We start from the raw sequence: 17,844 nt of genomic DNA, 5'->3' as shown, positions 1-17,844 counted from the left end.
CGTTCCTGATGCCGGTGGAAGACGTGTTCTCGATCTCGGGTCGCGGCACGGTGGTGACGGGTCGTATCGAGTCGGGCGTGGTCAAGGTCGGCGAAGAAATCGAAATCGTCGGTATCAAAATGGATGGCGACAAGCCGCACATCGACAAGACGACCTGCACGGGCGTTGAAATGTTCCGCAAGCTGCTCGACCAAGGTCAGGCAGGCGACAACGTCGGTATTCTGCTGCGCGGCACGAAGCGTGAAGACGTTCAGCGTGGTCAGGTTCTGGCCAAGCCGGGCTCGATCAAGCCGCACATGGAATTCACGGCCGAAGTGTACGTGCTGTCGAAGGACGAAGGTGGTCGTCACACCCCGTTCTTCAACAACTATCGTCCGCAGTTCTATTTCCGTACGACGGACGTGACGGGCTCGATCAGCCTGCCGGCCGACAAGGAAATGGTGATGCCGGGTGACAACGTGTCGATCGCTGTCAAGCTGATCGCCCCGATCGCCATGACCGAAGGTCTGCGCTTCGCAATCCGCGAAGGCGGCCGTACGGTCGGTTCGGGCGTCGTTGCCAAGATCGTTGCCTAATTGACGATCTGATGAAGCGGTTGCCGGTTCGCCGGTAACCGCTTCTCGCAGGTTTTTTGCTCTTTGTGATTTACCCGGCGCCCGAACGAGGGTTGCCATGCTCTTTGGAGAATTTCCATGCAAAACCAAAAGATTCGTATCCGCCTGAAGGCTTTCGACTATCGCCTGATCGACCAATCGGCAGCCGAAATCGTTGAAACCGCCAAGCGCACTGGCGCAATCGTCAAGGGCCCGGTGCCCCTGCCGACGCGTATCGAGCGTTTCGACATCCTGCGTTCGCCGCACGTCAACAAGACGTCGCGCGACCAGCTCGAAATCCGCACGCACCAACGCCTGATGGACATCGTCGATCCGACGGACAAGACCGTTGACGCGCTGATGAAGCTCGACCTGCCGGCTGGCGTCGACGTCGAAATCAAGCTGCAGTAAGGCTTGCGAGCGGTTTCGCTCTTGAAAGCCCCGCCAATGCTGGACCCGGCGGGGCTTTTGTTATGTGATTTAGCAACACTTGTCAAGCGATAAAAGTCCGCCTATAATGGCGGGCTCAAGTGTAGTTTTGAAAAGATGGCCCACGTCCGTGGACCATCCTTTTGTCATTTAGCCCCGGCCAATCGCAGTCGGGAATGGAGAAAATCATGAGCCTTGGCCTTGTCGGTCGCAAGGTTGGCATGACGCGTATTTTCACGGACGACGGCGATTCGATTCCCGTCACCGTGCTCGACGTGTCTAACAACCGCGTGACGCAAATCAAGACGGATGAAACGGACGGCTATACCGCCGTTCAAGTCACTTTCGGCAATCGCCGCGCCACGCGCGTGGTCAAAGCCGCCGCCGGTCACTTCGCGAAAGCAGGTGTCGAAGCCGGTGAAATCCTCAAGGAATTCCGCGTTGACGCTGCCAAAGCTGCTGAACTGCAGCCGGGCGCAGTCGTTGGCGTCGATCTGTTCCAAGTGGGCCAGAAGGTCGACGTGCAAGGCACCTCGATCGGTAAGGGCTACGCCGGTACCATCAAGCGTTACAACTTCGCTTCGGGCCGCGCATCGCACGGTAACTCGCGTTCGCACAACGTGCCGGGTTCGATCGGTATGGCGCAGGATCCGGGCCGTGTGTTCCCGGGTAAGCGCATGACGGGTCACCTGGGTGACGTCACCACGACGGTGCAGAATCTCGAAATCGCGCGCATTGACGCTGAACGTGGCCTGATCTTCGTGAAGGGTGCCGTTCCGGGCGCCAACGAAGGCAAGGTTTTCGTGACCTCGGCCGTCAAAGCCAAACTCGCGAAGGGAGCGTAACAATGGAACTGAAGCTCCTGAATGAGCAAGGTCAGGAAGGCGCTGCGGTCAACGCGTCGGACGTCGTGTTCGGCCGTGACTACAACGAAGCGCTGATCCATCAGGTTGTGGTGGCTTATCAAGCCAACGCCCGCAGCGGCAACCGTGCGCAGAAGGACCGTGAACAGGTCAAGCACACGACGAAGAAGCCGTGGCGTCAGAAGGGTACGGGCCGCGCTCGTGCCGGTATGTCGTCGAGCCCGCTGTGGCGCGGCGGTGGCCGTATCTTCCCGAATTCGCCGGAAGAGAACTTCACCCACAAGGTCAACAAGAAGATGTACCGCGCTGGTGTGTGCTCGATTCTGTCGCAGCTCGCCCGTGAAGGTCGTCTGTCGGTCGTCGAAGACATCAAGCTTGATGCCCCGAAGACCAAACTGCTCGCTGAAAAGATCAAGGCCATGGGTCTTGAGTCGGTGCTGCTGATCACGGATAGCGTGGACGAGAACCTGTTCCTGGCCTCGCGCAATCTGGCTCACGTTGCCGTCACCGAGCCGCGTTTCGCCGACCCGCTGTCGCTCATCTACTTCAAGAAGGTGCTGCTGACGAAGGGCGCGATCGCCAAGATTGAGGAGATGCTGTCATGAGCGACGTGCGTAAAAACGACCATCGTCTGTACCAGGTCTTGCTCGCGCCGGTGATCTCCGAGAAGGCGACGCTGGTGGCTGACAAGAATGAACAAGTGGTGTTCCAAGTTGCACGCGACGCGAACAAGCAAGAAGTGAAGGCTGCAGTTGAGCTTCTCTTCAAGGTTGAAGTCGAGTCGGTGCAAATCCTGAACCGTAAGGGCAAGCAAAAGCGCTTTGGCCGCTTCATGGGTCGTCGCGACCACGAGAAGAAGGCTTACGTGAGCTTGAAGCCGGGTCAGGAAATCAATTTTGAAGCGGAGGCCAAGTAATCATGGCACTCGTCAAAACGAAACCGACGTCGCCGGGCCGCCGTTCGCTGGTCAAGGTCGTCAACAAGGATCTGCATAAGGGCAAGCCGTTCGCCCCGTTGCTCGATACCAAGAGCAAGACCGCTGGCCGTAACAACAACGGTCACATCACCACCCGTCACATGGGTGGCGGTCACAAGCAGCACTACCGTATCGTCGACTTCCGTCGTAACAAGGACGGCATCACGGCGAAGGTTGAGCGTCTTGAGTATGACCCGAACCGCAGCGCGAACATCGCACTGCTGTGCTACGCCGACGGCGAGCGTCGTTACATCCTTGCACCGAAGGGCATGACCGTCGGCCAGCAAGTGGTGAGCGGCTCGGAAGCTCCGATCAAGGCTGGCAACACGCTGCCGATCCGTAACATTCCGGTCGGTACGACGATCCACGGCATTGAACTGCTGCCGGGCAAGGGTGCGCAAATCGCCCGCGCCGCCGGTACGTCGGCAATGCTGCTGGCACGCGAAGGCACGTACGCTCAAGTGCGTCTGCGTTCGGGTGAAGTGCGTCGCGTGCACATCGAGTGCCGTGCAACCATCGGTGAAGTCGGTAACGAAGAGCACAGCCTGCGCCAACTGGGCAAGGCCGGTGCAAAGCGTTGGCGCGGTATTCGCCCGACCGTTCGCGGTGTGGCGATGAACCCGGTGGATCACCCGCACGGTGGTGGTGAAGGTCGTACGGCTGCTGGTCGTCATCCGGTCAGCCCGTGGGGTCAGCATACCAAGGGTAAGCGTACCCGCTCGACCAAGCGCACCGACAGCATGATCGTTCAGCGTCGCAAGAAGCGTTAATTGGAGCTAGCAAATGACTCGTTCTGTTAAAAAAGGTCCGTTTTGCGACGCTCATCTGCTGAAGAAAGTGGAAGCAGCAGCCGCATCGCGTGACAAGAAGCCGATCAAAACCTGGTCGCGTCGTTCGACCGTCCTGCCCGATTTCATCGGCCTGACGATCGCCGTACACAATGGCCGTCAACACGTGCCGGTGTACGTGACGGAAAACATGGTCGGCCACAAGCTGGGTGAGTTCGCACTCACCCGTACCTTCAAGGGCCATGCGGCCGACAAGAAGGCGAAGAAATAAGGGGCCGATCATGGAAGTGAAAGCAATTCATCGCGGTGCCCGTATCTCGGCGCAGAAGACGCGTCTGGTCGCTGACCAGATCCGCGGCCTGCCGCTGGAGCGTGCGCTCAATGTTCTGACCTTCTCGCCGAAGAAGGCCGCGGTCATCATCAAGAAGGTGCTCGAGTCGGCTATCGCCAACGCCGAGCACAATGAAGGTGCTGACATTGACGAGCTGCGCGTTAAGGGCATCTTCGTTGACAAGGCGACCTCGCTCAAGCGTTTCACCGCGCGCGCCAAGGGCCGTGGTAACCGCATCGAGAAGCAAACCTGTCACATCACTGTGACGCTGGGCAACTAAGGGGTCACGATGGGACAGAAAATTCATCCGACTGGCTTCCGTCTGGCTGTCAGTCGTAACTGGGCTTCGCGTTGGTACGCGAACAACCAGGATTTCGCGAAAATGCTGCAGGAAGATATCGGCGTTCGCGATTACCTGAAGAAGAAGCTGAAGAACGCTTCGGTTGGCCGCGTGGTCATCGAACGTCCGGCCAAGAATGCTCGCATCACGATTTTCAGCTCGCGTCCGGGCGTTGTGATCGGCAAGAAGGGCGAGGACATCGAAATCCTCAAGGCTGAGCTGCAAAAGCGCATGGGCGTGCCCGTGCACGTGAACATCGAAGAAATCCGCAAGCCGGAAACCGATGCGCAGCTGATCGCCGACTCGATCGCTCAGCAGCTCGAGCGCCGTATCATGTTCCGTCGCGCAATGAAGCGCGCGATGCAGAACGCGATGCGTCTGGGTGCCCAAGGCATCAAGATCATGAGCGCTGGCCGTCTGAACGGCATCGAAATCGCTCGTACCGAGTGGTACCGTGAAGGTCGTGTGCCCCTGCACACCCTGCGCGCTGACATCGACTACGCAACCTCGGAAGCGAAGACGACGTACGGCATCATCGGTATCAAGGTGTGGGTGTACAAGGGTGACACGCTGGGCCGCAACGACGCTCCGGTGGCTGAAGAGCCGGCCGAAGAAAAGCGTCCGCGCCGCAACGCGCGTCCGGGCGACCGTCGCCCCCGTCGTGACGACGCTGGCGACAAGGCCGGTGCGAAGCGCGGTGGTGCACGCCGTCCGGCTGGCAAGCCTGAAGGCGACGCCAAGACTGGAGAATAATCATGCTGCAACCGAAACGCAGAAAGTATCGCAAAGAGCAGAAGGGCCGTAACACTGGCGTCGCCACCCGTGGCAACGAAGTGTCGTTCGGCGAATTCGGCCTGAAGGCGGTCGGTCGTGGTCGTCTGACGGCTCGTCAAATCGAAGCTGCTCGTCGTGCCATGACCCGCCACATCAAGCGTGGTGGTCGTATCTGGATTCGTATCTTCCCGGATAAGCCGATCTCGCAAAAGCCGGCAGAAGTGCGTATGGGTAACGGTAAGGGTAACCCGGAGTACTACGTCGCCGAGATTCAGCCGGGCAAGATGCTGTACGAAATGGACGGTGTGGATGAAGCGCTGGCGCGCGAGGCTTTCCGCCTGGCCGCAGCCAAGCTGCCGATTCAGACGACGTTCTTCGTACGTCGCCTTGGCGCCTGAGGGGAGAATTTGAAATGAAAGCATCCGAACTTCGTGCCAAGGATGTCGACGGCCTGAACAAGGAACTGTCGGATCTGTTGAAGGCCCAATTCGGTCTTCGCATGCAAGCGGGCACCCAACAGCTGAGCAATACCAGCCAGCTGAAGAAGGTGCGCAAGGACATCGCGCGTGTGCGTACCGTGTTGACTGAGAAGGCGAGCCAGAAATGAACGATACCGCTAAGACTTCGCTGAAGCGTACCCTCGTTGGTCGCGTCGTCAGCGATAAGATGGACAAGACGGTTACCGTGCTGATCGAGCGTCAAATGAAGCACCCGCTCTACGGCAAGTACATCGTGCGCTCGAAGAAGTACCACGCGCACGACGAAACCAACCAGTACAAGGAAGGCGACCTGGTCGAGATTCAAGAATCCCGTCCGCTGTCGAAGACCAAGGCCTGGACGGTTGCCCGTCTCGTGGAAGCTGCCCGTATCATCTAAGGCAGTCTGAAGCGAAGGCTTGACTTGCAAGTCCGGAATTATCATTGTATAATTCCGGACTTTCCGCTTCTTTCGCCAAAACCGGTCTTTGGTTTCGCAAGGGAGTGGATGGCTTCCGAAGCCGATTCGTATCCTCTACGGGTCTGGTCGAGGTAGCAAGGTTGTCCACTTTTGAACGACTCAACCCAAACGGCACCCTTTGGTGCTGACGGGGACCAAGACTGACCGACGCCTAGGTGTCGGATTAAGTTGGGAAGATAACACCATGATTCAAACTGAAACCCGGCTCGAAGTAGCCGACAACACCGGTGCGCGCGAAGTGATGTGCATCAAGGTGCTGGGCGGCTCCAAGCGTCGCTACGCCGGCATTGGCGACATCATCAAGGTCAGCGTGAAGGATGCTGCCCCGCGTGGTCGCGTCAAGAAGGGCGAAATCTACAACGCAGTGGTCGTGCGCACCGCCAAGGGCGTGCGTCGCCAGGACGGCTCGCTGGTCAAATTCGACGGCAACGCCGCCGTGCTGCTTAACACCAAGCTCGAGCCGATCGGCACCCGTATCTTCGGGCCGGTTACGCGTGAACTGCGTACCGAACGCTTCATGAAGATCGTGTCGCTGGCCCCGGAAGTGCTGTAAGGAGCCGACACATGAACAAGATTCGCAAGGGTGACCAAGTCATCGTTCTGACGGGCAAGGACAAGGCCAAGCGTGGCACGGTTCTCGCCGTTGATGGTGACAAGCTGGTCGTCGAGGGCGTGAACGTTGCCAAGAAGCACGTGAAGCCGAACCCGATGAAGGGCACGCAAGGTGGCGTGGTCGACAAGACGATGCCGATCCACGTTTCGAACGTGGCGCTGGTGGATGCCAATGGCAAGCCGTCGCGCGTGGGCATCAAGGTCGAAGACGGCAAGAAGGTCCGCTTCCTCAAGACGACCGGTGCGGTCGTCGGTGCCTAAGTCGCAGGGAGTATAGATAATGGCCCGTTTGCAAGAATTCTATAAGGACAAGATTGTCGCCGAACTCACCAAGCAGTTCGGTTACAAGTCCGTCATGGAAGTGCCGCGCATCACCAAGATCACCCTGAACATGGGCCTTGGTCAAGCCGTGGCTGACAAGAAGATCATTGAGCACGCCGTTGGCGACCTGACGAAGATCGCCGGCCAGAAGCCGGTGGTGACGAAGGCTCGCAAGGCTATCGCCGGTTTCAAGATCCGCGAAGGTTACCCGATCGGTACGATGGTGACGCTGCGCGGCGAGCGTATGTTCGAATTCCTGGATCGTTTCATCACCGTGGCTCTGCCGCGCGTGCGTGACTTCCGTGGTATTTCGGGTCGTGCGTTCGACGGTCGTGGCAACTACAACATCGGTGTGAAGGAACAGATCATCTTCCCCGAAATCGAGTACGACAAAATCGACGCACTGCGTGGTCTGAACATCAGCATCACCACGACTGCGAAGACTGACGAAGAAGCCAAGGCTCTTCTGTCGGCGTTCAAATTCCCGTTCCGTAACTGAGGTAATCGTGGCTAAACTGGCACTTATCGAACGCGAAAAGAAGCGCGCCCGTCTGGCGGCGAAGTACGCTACCAAGCGTGCTGACCTCAAAGCGATCATCGAAGACACCAGCAAGTCGGAAGACGAGCGTTATGAAGCACGTCTGGCGCTGCAACAGCTGCCGCGTAACGCCAACCCGACGCGTCAACGCAATCGTTGCGAGCTGACCGGTCGTCCGCGCGGTACCTTCCGCAAATTCGGCCTGGCCCGTAACAAGATCCGTGAAATCGCCTTCCGTGGCGAAATCCCGGGCGTGACCAAAGCAAGCTGGTAATAGGAGAAGCACCATGAGCATGAGCGATCCTATCGCCGATATGCTGACTCGCATCCGCAACGCTCAGATGGTTGAGAAAGCATCGGTGAAGATGCCCTCGTCCAAGCTGAAGGTCTCGATCGCCAAGGTCCTGAAGGACGAAGGCTACATCGAAGACTTCGCGGTTGAAGCAGAAGAAACCAAGCCGGTGCTGAACATCGCACTGAAGTACTACGCTGGCCGTCCGGTGATCGAGCGCCTCGAGCGCGTTTCGCGCCCGGGTCTGCGTGTGTACAAGAGCCGCAACGACATCCCGCAGGTCATGAACGGCCTGGGCGTTGCAATCGTCTCGACCCCGAAGGGCGTGATGACCGATCGCAAGGCACGCGCCACCGGCGTGGGCGGCGAAGTCATCTGCTACGTGGCCTAACCGAGGAGAGTTGAAATGTCTCGAGTAGGTAAGAGTCCCATTGCACTGCCGAAGGGCGTTGAAGCAACGCTGGCTGGCAATGTGCTGACGATCAAGGGTGCCCTGGGTTCGCTGACCCGCGGCGTGAACGCCCTCGTGAACGTCAAGATCGAAGACGGCACCATCACCTTCGCCCCGGCCGACGAAAGCCGCGAAGCGAACGCGCTGTATGGTACGGAACGTGCACTGGTCAACAATATGGTGACCGGTGTGAGCAAGGGTTTCGAAAAGAAGCTGCAACTCGTTGGCGTGGGTTACCGTGCCAAGGCTGAAGGTAACAACCTGAAGCTCGAGCTGGGTTTCTCGCACGATGTTGTGCATGCCATGCCGGAAGGCGTGAAGGCAGAGACCCCGACGCAGACGGAGATCATCATCAAAGGCGTTGATAAGCAACGCATCGGACAAGTGGCTGCGGAAGTTCGCGGTTACCGTCCGCCCGAGCCCTACAAGGGTAAGGGCGTCCGCTATGCGGACGAGGTGGTGATCCTCAAGGAAACCAAGAAGAAGTAAGGGTGCGAAACATGGACAAGAAACAATCTCGTGTGCGCCGCGCTCGCCAGACTCGTATCAAGCTGGCAGCTCAGAAGGTGCATCGCCTTTCCGTGCATCGCACCAACGTGCACATTTACGCGCAAGTTTTCTCGGAAGACGGCACGCAAGTGCTGGCCAGCGCTTCGACGCTGGAAGCCGAAGTGCGCAAGGAACTGGGCGACAAGGAAGGCAAGGGTGGCAACGCCGCCGCTGCTGCGTTGATCGGTCGTCGTATCGCCGAAAAGGCGAAGGCTGCCGGCATCGAAAGCGTGTCTTTCGACCGCTCGGGCTTCCGCTATCACGGTCGCGTCAAGGCTTTGGCCGACGCAGCCCGTGAAGCCGGCCTCAAGTTCTAAGTAAGGATCCGTCATGGCAAAGATGCAAGCGAAAGTTCAGGCTGACGAACGCGACGACGGCCTTCGCGAGAAGATGATCGCGGTCAACCGTGTCACGAAGGTTGTGAAGGGTGGCCGTATTCTCGGTTTTGCCGCGTTGACCGTGGTTGGTGACGGCGATGGCCGCATCGGCATGGGCAAGGGCAAGGCGAAGGAAGTCCCGGTTGCCGTTCAAAAGGCAATGGAACAAGCCCGCCGTAACATGTTCAAGGTCGCCTTGAAGAACGGCACCCTGCAACATAACGTTCTCGGCCAGCATGGCGCCTCGCGCGTCCTGATGTCGCCGGCGAAGGACGGTACCGGCGTGATCGCTGGTGGCCCGATGCGCGCGGTGTTCGAGGTGATGGGCGTGACCAACGTGGTGACGAAGAGCCTTGGCTCGACGAACCCGTACAACCTGGTCCGCGCCACGCTCGACGGCCTGAAGAAACAATCGACTCCTGCTGACATCGCCGCCAAGCGTGGCAAGTCGGTGGAAGAGATCCTCGGCTAAGGGTGATCAATATGTCGCAGCAAACTGTGAAAGTTAAGCTGGTCAAGAGCCTGATCGGTACGCGCGAAGAACATCGCGCCACCGTCAAGGGCCTGGGCCTGCGTCGCCTCAATTCGGTCAGCGAGTTGCAGGATACGCCCGCTGTGCGGGGCATGATCAACAAGGTCTCGTACCTTGTGAAGATCGTCGACTGAGCGAGGGCAAAATGGAATTGAATTCGATTAAGCCGGCAGAAGGCGCCAAGCACGCCAAGCGCCGCGTCGGCCGTGGCATCGGTTCGGGTCTGGGTAAAACCGCCGGCCGTGGTCACAAGGGTCAGAAGTCGCGTTCGGGTGGCTTCCACAAGGTGGGCTTCGAAGGCGGTCAAATGCCGCTGCAACGTCGTCTGCCGAAGCGTGGCTTCAAGTCGCTGACGCGTCGTTTCGTGGGCGAAGTTCGTCTGTCCGATCTGAACAGCCTGCCGGTCGACGAGATCGATCTGCTGGTGCTGAAGCAGGCCGGTCTGGTGAGCGAGCTGTCGCTGTCGGCCAAGATCATCGCCTCGGGCGAGATCACCCGCAAGGTCGTTGTGAAGGGTCTGGGCGTCACCAAGGGTGCGCTCACGGCAATTCAGGCGGCTGGCGGTTCGGTCGCTGAGTAAGTTAGGACACCCCGGAGCCAGCATTGGCCAAGTCTCCTAATCTCGCTAAGCCTGGTACGCAGGGCCCGAAGTATGCGGATCTGCGCCGGCGGCTGGTTTTTCTGCTGCTGGCGTTGATCGTCTACCGTATTGGTGCGCATATCCCGGTGCCGGGCATCGACCCCGATCAGCTGGCGCAGTTGTTCCAGCGCCAGTCGGGCGGGATCCTGGGCATGTTCAACATGTTCTCTGGCGGTGCGTTGTCGCGTTTCACGATCTTCGCGCTGGGGATCATGCCGTACATTTCGGCGTCGATCATCATGCAGTTGCTGGCGATGGTTTCGCCGCAATTGGAAGCATTGCGTAAGGAAGGCCAGGCCGGACAACGCAAGATCACGCAGTACACCCGGTATTTCACGGTGGTACTTGCGCTCTTCCAGGCAGCTGCAATCGCGGTGACGTTGGAGAGCGAGCCGGGGCTCGTCGTCGATCCGGGCATGTTGTTCCGCCTTACGACGGTGATCACGCTCGTGACCGGCACGATGTTCCTGATGTGGCTTGGTGAGCAGATCACCGAACGCGGCCTCGGTAACGGTATCTCGATCATCATCTTCGGTGGTATCGCGGCCGGTTTGCCGAACGCTGTGGGTGGCTTGTTCGAGCTCGTCGGTACCGGTTCGATCGGTCCGTTCTCGGCGATCGTGATCTGTGCCCTCGTGGTACTCGTGACGTTCTTCGTCGTTTTCGTGGAACGTGGTCAGCGCAAGATCCTTGTGAACTACGCGAAGCGTCAGGTCGGCAACAAGGTCTACGGTGGTCAGGCTTCACACCTGCCGCTGAAGCTGAACATGGCAGGCGTGATTCCGCCGATCTTTGCATCGTCGATCATCCTGTTCCCGGCAACGATCGCGAACTGGTTCGGCGCGGGTGATAACGCGCGCTGGCTCAAGGACATCGCGGCGAAGTTGTCGCCGGGTCAGCCGATCTACGTGATGCTCTACGCACTGGCGATCGTGTTCTTCTGCTTCTTCTACACCGCACTGGTGTTCAACAGCAAGGAGACCGCCGAGAACCTGAAGAAGAGCGGAGCGTTTGTCCCGGGGATTCGTCCGGGCGACCAGACGGCGCGGTATATCGACAAGATCCTGACGCGCCTCACACTGGCCGGCGCAGCATACGTCACTGTGGTGTGTTTGCTGCCTGAGTTCCTGGTGTTGCGTTGGAATGTCCCGTTCTACTTCGGTGGAACCTCACTGCTGATTATCGTGGTGGTGACGATGGACTTCATGGCGCAAGTGCAGTCGTATGTGATGTCGCAACAGTATGAGTCGCTGCTCCGCAAGGCGAATTTCAAGGGCGGCAATAACATGACGCTTCGCTGATCCTGGATCATGTCGAAAGACGACGTTATTCAAATGCAGGGTGAGGTCCTTGAAAACCTCCCCAATGCCACCTTCCGGGTAAAGCTGGAAAATGGCCATGTAGTACTCGGACATATTTCCGGCAAGATGCGGATGCATTACATCCGCATCCTTCCCGGGGATAAGGTGACGGTAGAGTTGACGCCCTACGATCTGTCGCGTGCGCGGATCGTCTTCCGGGCGAAGTGATTAGAGAGAGGGAATTGTCATGAAAGTTTTGGCATCTGTTAAGTGCATCTGCCGCAATTGCAAGTTTGTGAAGCGCAAAGGCGTGCTGCGCGTGATCTGCAGCTCGGATCCGCGCCACAAGCAACGTCAGGGCTAATCGGCCTTTAACGCTATTTAGTTGGGGAATTACGAATGGCTCGTATCGCAGGGGTTAACATCCCGAACCACCAGCACACCGCTATCGGCCTGACGGCTATCTACGGTGTCGGTCGCACGCGCGCTCGTCAGATTTGCGACGCCGCTGGCGTGGCGTACTCGAAGAAGGTCAAGGACCTCGACGACGCTGATCTCGAAAAGCTGCGTGACCAGGTTGGTCAATACACGGTCGAAGGCGATCTGCGTCGTGAAGTGACCATGAGCATCAAGCGCCTGATGGATCTGGGCTGCTATCGTGGCATGCGTCACCGCAAGGGCCTGCCGCTCCGCGGTCAGCGCACCCGTACCAATGCGCGTACCCGTAAGGGCCCGCGTAAGGCCGGCGTCTCGCTGAAGAAGTAACCAGAGGATAGGAACTCATGGCTAAGCAACAGAACAACGCCGCTTCGCAGCGCGTTCGCAAGAAGGTCAAGAAGAGCGTTGCAGAAGGCGTCGTGCACGTCCACGCTTCGTTCAACAACACCATCATCACGATCACCGATCGTCAGGGCAATGCGCTGGCATGGGCGACGTCGGGTGGCCAGGGCTTCAAGGGTTCGCGTAAGTCGACCCCGTTTGCTGCCCAGGTTGCTGCTGAGTCGGCTGGCCGCGTGGCACTGGAATACGGCGTGAAGAACCTCGAAGTTCGCATCAAAGGCCCGGGCCCGGGTCGCGAATCGGCGGTTCGTGCGCTGAATGCGCTGGGTATCAAGATCACGGCCATCTCGGACGTGACGCCGGTCCCGCACAACGGCTGCCGCCCGCCGAAGCGTCGTCGTATCTAAGACGCTTCAGAAAATCCTGCTATAATCGCGGGTTCGCGCACGGTCTCGGCCGTGCGCGTAGTAATTTCTAAGACCACCGTCCGGTACATTGGTACCGGACTTGCGTAGTGGACAAAGTTCATTACGTCAAATTTTGAGATAAAGGAACAACCGTGGCACGTTATATCGGCCCGAAGGCCAAACTCTCCCGTCGTGAAGGTACTGACCTCTTCCTGAAGAGCGCACGTCGCTCGCTCGCCGACAAGTGCAAGCTGGATAGCAAGCCGGGTCAGCATGGCCGCACGTCGGGTGCTCGTACGTCGGACTACGGCAACCAGCTGCGCGAAAAGCAGAAGGTCAAGCGTATTTACGGCGTGCTTGAGCGTCAGTTCCGTCGTTATTTCGCGGAAGCCGACCGCGTCAAGGGCAACACGGGTGAAAACCTGCTGCAATTGCTCGAGTCGCGCCTGGACAACGTCGTGTACCGCATGGGCTTCGGCTCGACGCGCGCTGAAGCGCGCCAACTCGTTGGCCACAAGGCAATCGTGGTGAACGGTGTCGTGTCGAACATCCCGTCGATCAAGGTCAAGGCCGGCGACGTGATCGCCGTGCGCGAAAAGTCGAAGAAGCAAGTGCGTATTCAAGAAGCACTGACGCTGGCTGAGCAAGTCGGTTTCCCGATCTGGGTTTCGGTTGACGCCAAGAAGATGGAAGGCACTTTCAAGGCACTGCCGGAACGTAGCGATATCGCGGGCGACATCAACGAAAGCCTGATCGTCGAATTGTATTCGCGTTAATCCGTATGATGCTTGACGCGCCTCACGGCGCGTTTTGCGTTCCGTGCAGGTTGTCACCCATCAGCCTTATCGGTGTAACGAGCCGAGGGTATTGAAAAGGAAACCTATGCAAACCAGTTTGTTGAAGCCCAAGATTATTGCGGTTGAGCCGGTCGGTGAGCATCACGCCAAAGTCGTGATGGAGCCGTTCGAACGTGGCTATGGCCACACCTTGGGCAACGCGCTTCGCCGCGTGCTGTTGTCGTCGATGGTGGGCTATGCGCCGACCGAAGTGACGATCGCCGGCGTTGTGCATGAATATTCCACCATCGATGGTGTCCAGGAAGATGTCGTCAACTTCCTGTTGAACCTCAAGGGTGTCGTGTTCAAGCTGCATAACCGTGACGAAGTCACCGTTACGCTGCGCAAGGATGGTGAAGGTGTGGTGCGCGCTTCGGATATCGAAGTGCCGCATGATGTGGAACTGATCAACCCCGATCACGTGATCGCGCATCTGGCCAAGGGCGGTAAGCTCGACGTTCAGATCAAGATCGAAAAGGGTCGTGGTTATGTCCCGGGTAACGTGCGCCGTTATGGCGACGAGTCGGCCAAGGTTATCGGCCGTATCGTCCTGGACGCGTCGTTCTCGCCGGTCAAGCGCGTGAGCTATGCGGTTGAATCGGCCCGCGTGGAACAGCGTACCGACCTGGACAAGCTCGTGATGAACATCGAAACCAACGGTGTTGTGTCGCCGGAAGAAGCGATCCGTCAATCGGCTCGCATCCTCGTCGACCAGCTGTCGGTGTTCGCTGCGCTGGAAGGCACGGAAGCCACCAGCGAAGCGCCGTCGCGTGCGCCGCAGATTGATCCGATCCTGCTGCGTCCGGTGGACGATCTCGAGTTGACGGTGCGTTCGGCCAACTGCCTGAAGGCCGAAAACATCTACTACATCGGCGACCTGATCCAGCGTACCGAGAACGAATTGCTCAAGACCCCGAACCTGGGTCGCAAGTCGCTCAACGAGATCAAGGAAGTGCTTGCCTCGCGTGGTCTCACGCTCGGCATGAAGCTCGAAAACTGGCCGCCGGCCGGTCTCGAGAAGTAAAGTGTAATGACATGGCCGCCCTCGGGCGGCCGTGTTGCTACGTAAGTGCGGCGCGTCGGAGTGTTCCGATACGGCCGAATGCGAAGGTACCGGCCCGCGGTGTTTGTCACCGATAGAAGAGCTTGGTCGAAAACTCTGTTTAAAGGAAAGTTGAAATGCGTCACCGTCATGGTTTGCGTAAACTGAATCGTACCAGCAGCCACCGTCTGGCTATGCTGCGTAACATGTCGAACTCGCTGCTCCAGCACGAAGCCATCAAGACCACGCTGCCGAAGGCCAAGGAACTGCGTAAGGTCGTCGAGCCCCTCATCACGCTGGGCAAGAAGGACTCCGTCGCTAACCGTCGTCTGGCGTTCAACCGCCTGCGCGATCGTGACATGGTCACGAAGCTGTTCAACGAACTCGGCCCGCGTTTTGCCAACCGTCCGGGCGGCTACCTGCGTATCCTGAAGATGGGTTTCCGCGTGGGCGACAATGCGCCGATGGCTTTCGTCGAACTGCTGGATCGTCCGGAAGTTGACACGGAAGCGCCGGAAGTCGCTGAGTAAGCGATTCGCGCAACGGTCTGTCAAGACTGTCAGCCGTAAAGAAAAAGCCAGGTCATCGACCTGGCTTTTTTCATTTTGAGGCGTTGTCTGAGCGAGCGCTCGGACGTGTCTGGAAATCACCCGCCATGCGCACATGTTTCGCAGTGTCGGTGTACAGTGAACAACCTTACGCTTGAACGGTCTACCGCACATCATGGATGCCCTTCTTATCGTCATGACGACCTTCCCTGACGAGGCTAGCGCCGACGCGGCAACGGACGGCATGCTGGTCGGCCGTCTGGCGGCATGCGTCCAGCAACTGGCGCCGGTGCGCTCGAGCTATCGCTGGCAAGGCAAACGTGAAACGAGCGTCGAAGTGCCGCTCATGATCAAAACGACTGCCGCGCGCTACAGCGCTCTTGAGCAGTACATCAAAGAACACCATCCTTATGACGTCCCGGAGATCGTCGCATGGCCGGCGAGTGTGGCGTTGCCCGCGTATGCGCGTTGGGTCGAGGATGAGACGCGGGGGGAATTGCATGTTTGACCTGAAGACGATGGCAGCACCGGGGCTCGATGGAGCGCATGCCTTCACCAGTGAGGCAATGAAGCATCGCGCTCAGCGACTGTGGTCGTTCGCGCTGATGGTGCTGTTGATCGTGCTGACAGTGAGCGTGGGGCGTGCCCATGCCGCCGACGATTTCCTGGACCCGGACGTCGCCTTCAAGGTGTCGAAGACGGAACAGCCCGGGGCTGTGTTGTTGCACTTCGAAGTCGCCAAGGGCTATTACCTCTATCGGGAGCGATTTGCGTTTGCTGCCGATAATCCTGCGGTAACGCTCGGTACGCCGGAATTTCCTAAAGGCGAAGTCAAGCATGACGAGACTTTCGGGAAGGACATGGAGGTGTACCACGAGCCGATCGAGGTGCGTATCCCGGTCAGCAAGGCTAACGGCCCGTTCACGCTGAATGTGACGATGCAGGGTTGTGCGGACAAGGGGTTGTGTTATCCGCCGATGGATAAACCGCTGAAGATCTCTGCGGCTGCGGTGGGCGGTGCCGGCGCGAGTGGGGCGAGTGTGGTGCCGGGCGCCGGCGCAGCAACTCAGGCGCTGTTGGGCGGTAACTTGTCGGCGACGAATGGCGCGTCCGCCGCTGCGCCGGTTGTGTCCGCCAGCGCTTCGGGCGGATGGTTGTCGGCTCGCGAAGATTACAGCGAAGCCGAGCGCATTCTCTCGGGGGGGAGCTTTGCGCTCGCCCTGGCTATCTTTTTCGCACTCGGGGTTGGATTGGCTTTCACGCCTTGTGTGTTGCCGATGGTGCCGATTCTGTTGTCGATCGTGGCTGGACAGGAAGCGAGTCGGGGCAAGGCGGTGCGTCTGGCTATCGCCTACGTCCTCGGTATGGCCATTGTGAACACGGTCATCGGGGTCGCCGCCGGCCTGCTCGGGCAAGGTTTGATTGCGTTCCTGCAAGCGCCGTGGGTCCTCGCGCTGTTTGCCTTGCTGATGGTCATTCTGTCGCTGTCGATGTTCGGCATGTACGAGATTCAGTTGCCTGCGGCATTGCGCGACAGAATCGACAACGCCGCGCGCCAGCAAAAATCCGGGCAATGGATTGGTGCGGCGATGATGGGCGTGTTGTCGGGGTTGATCGTCAGCCCATGCGTCACGGCACCGCTGGCAGCGGCACTTGCATTCATCGCCAAGACCGGAGATGCGGTGTTCGGCGGCGCGACGCTTTTCTCCCTGTCGCTGGGTATGGGGCTGCCGCTCGTGATTCTGGCCGGTGGAGGCGGTGCATTGCTGCCGCGTGCCGGGGCCTGGATGGATGGTGTGAAGCGCTTCTTCGGCTTCCTTCTGCTCGGTGTGGCGTTGTGGATCGTTCGTCCGCTGCTGGCGACGCCCGTGCTGTTGCTGGGGGCAGGCGTGCTCCTGCTGGTTGCCGCCGCGTTCATGCGTGTTTTCGACAACTTGCCGGATGGTGCGAGTGGTGCCCGTCGTCTGCTTAAGGGCCTGGGCGTTGCCGTTGCCTTATTGGGGGCCGTCGCTCTGGTGGGTGCTGCGGCTGGCGCGCGAGATCCATTGACGCCGTTGGCGGGGTTGTCGACGGTGGCTTCCGGGAGCGCCAACGCGGGAGCGCCGACAACGGAAGGCGTCAAGTTCCAGCGTGTACGCAGTACCGCCGAGCTGGATCAGGTGGTGGCGACGGCGGGGCGTCCGGTGATGTTCGACTTCTATGCGGACTGGTGCATTAGTTGCAAAGAAATGGAGCGCTTTGTGTTCACCGACCCGCGTGTCAAAGCGCGTCTGGATCAAATGGTGCTCGTGCAAGCCGACGTGACGGCCAACAACGCCGACGATCAGGCATTACTCAAGCGTTTCGGATTGTTTGGACCGCCGGGAATTATCTTCTTTGACGCGAACGGCAAGGAAGTCGCCGGGACGCGCGTCATTGGGGCTCAGTCTGCGGAACAGTTTCTCCGCAGCCTTGATAAGGCATACGGACCGGCCGTTTGATGCGGCCATTCAGGTAGATGTAGTTTCAGGCGGCGCCACAAATTACCGATCTTTCGTGTCAGCGGGGACGTCAGTCCGACGTCCCCG

At 59.0% G+C, this 17,844-nt stretch carries 32 protein-coding genes; all 32 read left to right on the top strand.

Annotated features, from left to right (window positions below; translation table 11 throughout):
- Positions 1 to 575, top strand: a 575-nt coding sequence (locus tag A9762_RS12660; RefSeq protein WP_240493535.1) for an EF-Tu/IF-2/RF-3 family GTPase, incomplete at its 5' end; no start/stop codon positions are given.
- A 117-nt stretch (positions 576 to 692) separates the two neighbouring features.
- Positions 693 to 1,004 carry a 30S ribosomal protein S10 gene (gene rpsJ / locus A9762_RS12655; protein WP_010804138.1) on the top strand — a complete coding sequence of 104 codons (312 nt, stop codon included), beginning with the start codon at positions 693 to 695 and terminating at the stop codon, positions 1,002 to 1,004.
- A gap of 206 nt (positions 1,005 to 1,210) precedes the next feature.
- Positions 1,211 to 1,867, top strand: coding sequence for a 50S ribosomal protein L3 (rplC, locus tag A9762_RS12650; protein WP_069342364.1), 657 nt, complete (start codon positions 1,211 to 1,213; stop codon positions 1,865 to 1,867).
- A gap of 2 nt (positions 1,868 to 1,869) precedes the next feature.
- A complete protein-coding gene (gene rplD, locus A9762_RS12645; RefSeq protein WP_010804136.1) occupies positions 1,870 to 2,490 on the top strand; it encodes a 50S ribosomal protein L4 in 621 nt (206 codons plus the stop codon).
- A complete protein-coding gene (gene rplW, locus A9762_RS12640) occupies positions 2,487 to 2,801 on the top strand; it encodes a 50S ribosomal protein L23 (protein WP_010804135.1) in 315 nt (104 codons plus the stop codon). The genes rplD and rplW overlap by 4 nt, the downstream gene beginning before the upstream one ends.
- A 2-nt stretch (positions 2,802 to 2,803) precedes the next feature.
- Positions 2,804 to 3,631, top strand: coding sequence for a 50S ribosomal protein L2 (gene rplB / locus A9762_RS12635; protein WP_044457326.1), 828 nt, complete (start codon positions 2,804 to 2,806; stop codon positions 3,629 to 3,631).
- Positions 3,632 to 3,644: 13 nt separating this feature from the next.
- Complete coding sequence (gene rpsS / locus A9762_RS12630) at positions 3,645 to 3,920, top strand: 30S ribosomal protein S19 (RefSeq protein WP_010804133.1); 276 nt, start codon at positions 3,645 to 3,647, stop codon at positions 3,918 to 3,920.
- A gap of 10 nt (positions 3,921 to 3,930) precedes the next feature.
- A complete protein-coding gene (rplV, locus tag A9762_RS12625) occupies positions 3,931 to 4,260 on the top strand; it encodes a 50S ribosomal protein L22 (RefSeq protein WP_039393726.1) in 330 nt (109 codons plus the stop codon).
- Positions 4,261 to 4,269: 9 nt separating this feature from the next.
- Complete coding sequence (gene rpsC, locus A9762_RS12620) at positions 4,270 to 5,073, top strand: 30S ribosomal protein S3 (protein ID WP_039393724.1); 804 nt, start codon at positions 4,270 to 4,272, stop codon at positions 5,071 to 5,073.
- Between the two features lie 2 nt (positions 5,074 to 5,075).
- Positions 5,076 to 5,492 carry a 50S ribosomal protein L16 gene (gene rplP / locus A9762_RS12615; RefSeq protein ID WP_010804130.1) on the top strand — a complete coding sequence of 139 codons (417 nt, stop codon included), beginning with the start codon at positions 5,076 to 5,078 and terminating at the stop codon, positions 5,490 to 5,492.
- Between the two features lie 14 nt (positions 5,493 to 5,506).
- A complete protein-coding gene (rpmC, locus tag A9762_RS12610; protein WP_010804129.1) occupies positions 5,507 to 5,701 on the top strand; it encodes a 50S ribosomal protein L29 in 195 nt (64 codons plus the stop codon).
- Positions 5,698 to 5,970: a 30S ribosomal protein S17 gene (rpsQ, locus tag A9762_RS12605; protein WP_039393722.1), complete on the top strand. Its 273-nt coding sequence runs from the start codon at positions 5,698 to 5,700 to the stop codon at positions 5,968 to 5,970. Before rpmC ends, rpsQ begins: the two co-directional genes overlap by 4 nt.
- Before the next feature lie 265 nt (positions 5,971 to 6,235).
- On the top strand, positions 6,236 to 6,604 hold the full coding sequence (gene rplN / locus A9762_RS12600; RefSeq protein WP_010804127.1) for a 50S ribosomal protein L14: 369 nt from the start codon (positions 6,236 to 6,238) through the stop codon (positions 6,602 to 6,604).
- 11 nt (positions 6,605 to 6,615) lie between these two features.
- Positions 6,616 to 6,924, top strand: a complete 309-nt coding sequence (gene rplX, locus A9762_RS12595) for a 50S ribosomal protein L24 (protein ID WP_023593828.1) — start codon at positions 6,616 to 6,618, stop codon at positions 6,922 to 6,924.
- A gap of 19 nt (positions 6,925 to 6,943) precedes the next feature.
- Positions 6,944 to 7,483, top strand: coding sequence for a 50S ribosomal protein L5 (rplE, locus tag A9762_RS12590; protein WP_023593829.1), 540 nt, complete (start codon positions 6,944 to 6,946; stop codon positions 7,481 to 7,483).
- Between the two features lie 7 nt (positions 7,484 to 7,490).
- Positions 7,491 to 7,796, top strand: a complete 306-nt coding sequence (gene rpsN / locus A9762_RS12585; RefSeq protein WP_069342363.1) for a 30S ribosomal protein S14 — start codon at positions 7,491 to 7,493, stop codon at positions 7,794 to 7,796.
- 13 nt (positions 7,797 to 7,809) lie between these two features.
- Entirely contained in the window at positions 7,810 to 8,205 is a 396-nt protein-coding gene (gene rpsH / locus A9762_RS12580) for a 30S ribosomal protein S8 (RefSeq protein WP_010804123.1), read from the top strand.
- A 15-nt stretch (positions 8,206 to 8,220) separates the two neighbouring features.
- Entirely contained in the window at positions 8,221 to 8,754 is a 534-nt protein-coding gene (gene rplF, locus A9762_RS12575; protein ID WP_069342362.1) for a 50S ribosomal protein L6, read from the top strand.
- Positions 8,755 to 8,765: 11 nt separating this feature from the next.
- On the top strand, positions 8,766 to 9,131 hold the full coding sequence (gene rplR, locus A9762_RS12570; RefSeq protein ID WP_039393713.1) for a 50S ribosomal protein L18: 366 nt from the start codon (positions 8,766 to 8,768) through the stop codon (positions 9,129 to 9,131).
- Positions 9,132 to 9,144: 13 nt separating this feature from the next.
- Positions 9,145 to 9,663: a 30S ribosomal protein S5 gene (gene rpsE / locus A9762_RS12565; protein WP_039393711.1), complete on the top strand. Its 519-nt coding sequence runs from the start codon at positions 9,145 to 9,147 to the stop codon at positions 9,661 to 9,663.
- An 11-nt stretch (positions 9,664 to 9,674) separates the two neighbouring features.
- On the top strand, positions 9,675 to 9,857 hold the full coding sequence (gene rpmD / locus A9762_RS12560) for a 50S ribosomal protein L30 (protein WP_010804119.1): 183 nt from the start codon (positions 9,675 to 9,677) through the stop codon (positions 9,855 to 9,857).
- An 11-nt stretch (positions 9,858 to 9,868) separates the two neighbouring features.
- A complete protein-coding gene (rplO, locus tag A9762_RS12555; RefSeq protein WP_039406343.1) occupies positions 9,869 to 10,303 on the top strand; it encodes a 50S ribosomal protein L15 in 435 nt (144 codons plus the stop codon).
- Positions 10,304 to 10,326: 23 nt separating this feature from the next.
- Positions 10,327 to 11,664, top strand: a complete 1,338-nt coding sequence (gene secY, locus A9762_RS12550) for a preprotein translocase subunit SecY (protein ID WP_069342361.1) — start codon at positions 10,327 to 10,329, stop codon at positions 11,662 to 11,664.
- Between the two features lie 9 nt (positions 11,665 to 11,673).
- A complete protein-coding gene (gene infA / locus A9762_RS12545) occupies positions 11,674 to 11,892 on the top strand; it encodes a translation initiation factor IF-1 (RefSeq protein WP_010804116.1) in 219 nt (72 codons plus the stop codon).
- Between the two features lie 19 nt (positions 11,893 to 11,911).
- Positions 11,912 to 12,028 (top strand): 50S ribosomal protein L36, encoded by a 117-nt coding sequence (gene rpmJ, locus A9762_RS12540; RefSeq protein ID WP_010804115.1) that lies wholly within the window; start codon positions 11,912 to 11,914, stop codon positions 12,026 to 12,028.
- A gap of 35 nt (positions 12,029 to 12,063) precedes the next feature.
- Positions 12,064 to 12,429 carry a 30S ribosomal protein S13 gene (rpsM, locus tag A9762_RS12535; protein ID WP_069342360.1) on the top strand — a complete coding sequence of 122 codons (366 nt, stop codon included), beginning with the start codon at positions 12,064 to 12,066 and terminating at the stop codon, positions 12,427 to 12,429.
- 17 nt (positions 12,430 to 12,446) lie between these two features.
- Positions 12,447 to 12,851 carry a 30S ribosomal protein S11 gene (gene rpsK, locus A9762_RS12530; protein ID WP_010804113.1) on the top strand — a complete coding sequence of 135 codons (405 nt, stop codon included), beginning with the start codon at positions 12,447 to 12,449 and terminating at the stop codon, positions 12,849 to 12,851.
- A 152-nt stretch (positions 12,852 to 13,003) separates the two neighbouring features.
- The gene (gene rpsD, locus A9762_RS12525) at positions 13,004 to 13,627 is read left to right on the top strand and encodes a 30S ribosomal protein S4 (protein WP_069342359.1); all 624 of its coding nucleotides are present in this window, start codon (positions 13,004 to 13,006) and stop codon (positions 13,625 to 13,627) included.
- 106 nt (positions 13,628 to 13,733) lie between these two features.
- The gene (gene rpoA / locus A9762_RS12520; protein WP_047906203.1) at positions 13,734 to 14,711 is read left to right on the top strand and encodes a DNA-directed RNA polymerase subunit alpha; all 978 of its coding nucleotides are present in this window, start codon (positions 13,734 to 13,736) and stop codon (positions 14,709 to 14,711) included.
- A 155-nt stretch (positions 14,712 to 14,866) separates the two neighbouring features.
- Positions 14,867 to 15,259, top strand: a complete 393-nt coding sequence (gene rplQ / locus A9762_RS12515; RefSeq protein ID WP_069342358.1) for a 50S ribosomal protein L17 — start codon at positions 14,867 to 14,869, stop codon at positions 15,257 to 15,259.
- A gap of 193 nt (positions 15,260 to 15,452) precedes the next feature.
- Positions 15,453 to 15,785 carry a divalent-cation tolerance protein CutA gene (gene cutA, locus A9762_RS12510; protein ID WP_069342357.1) on the top strand — a complete coding sequence of 111 codons (333 nt, stop codon included), beginning with the start codon at positions 15,453 to 15,455 and terminating at the stop codon, positions 15,783 to 15,785.
- A complete protein-coding gene (dsbD, locus tag A9762_RS12505; RefSeq protein WP_240493534.1) occupies positions 15,778 to 17,757 on the top strand; it encodes a protein-disulfide reductase DsbD in 1,980 nt (659 codons plus the stop codon). The genes cutA and dsbD overlap by 8 nt, the downstream gene beginning before the upstream one ends.
- Positions 17,758 to 17,844: the final 87 nt, after the last annotated feature.

The organism is Pandoraea sp. ISTKB, assembly GCF_001721285.1.
Lineage (GTDB): Bacteria > Pseudomonadota > Gammaproteobacteria > Burkholderiales > Burkholderiaceae > Pandoraea > Pandoraea capi.
This window is presented reverse-complemented; position numbering and strand designations above follow the sequence as displayed.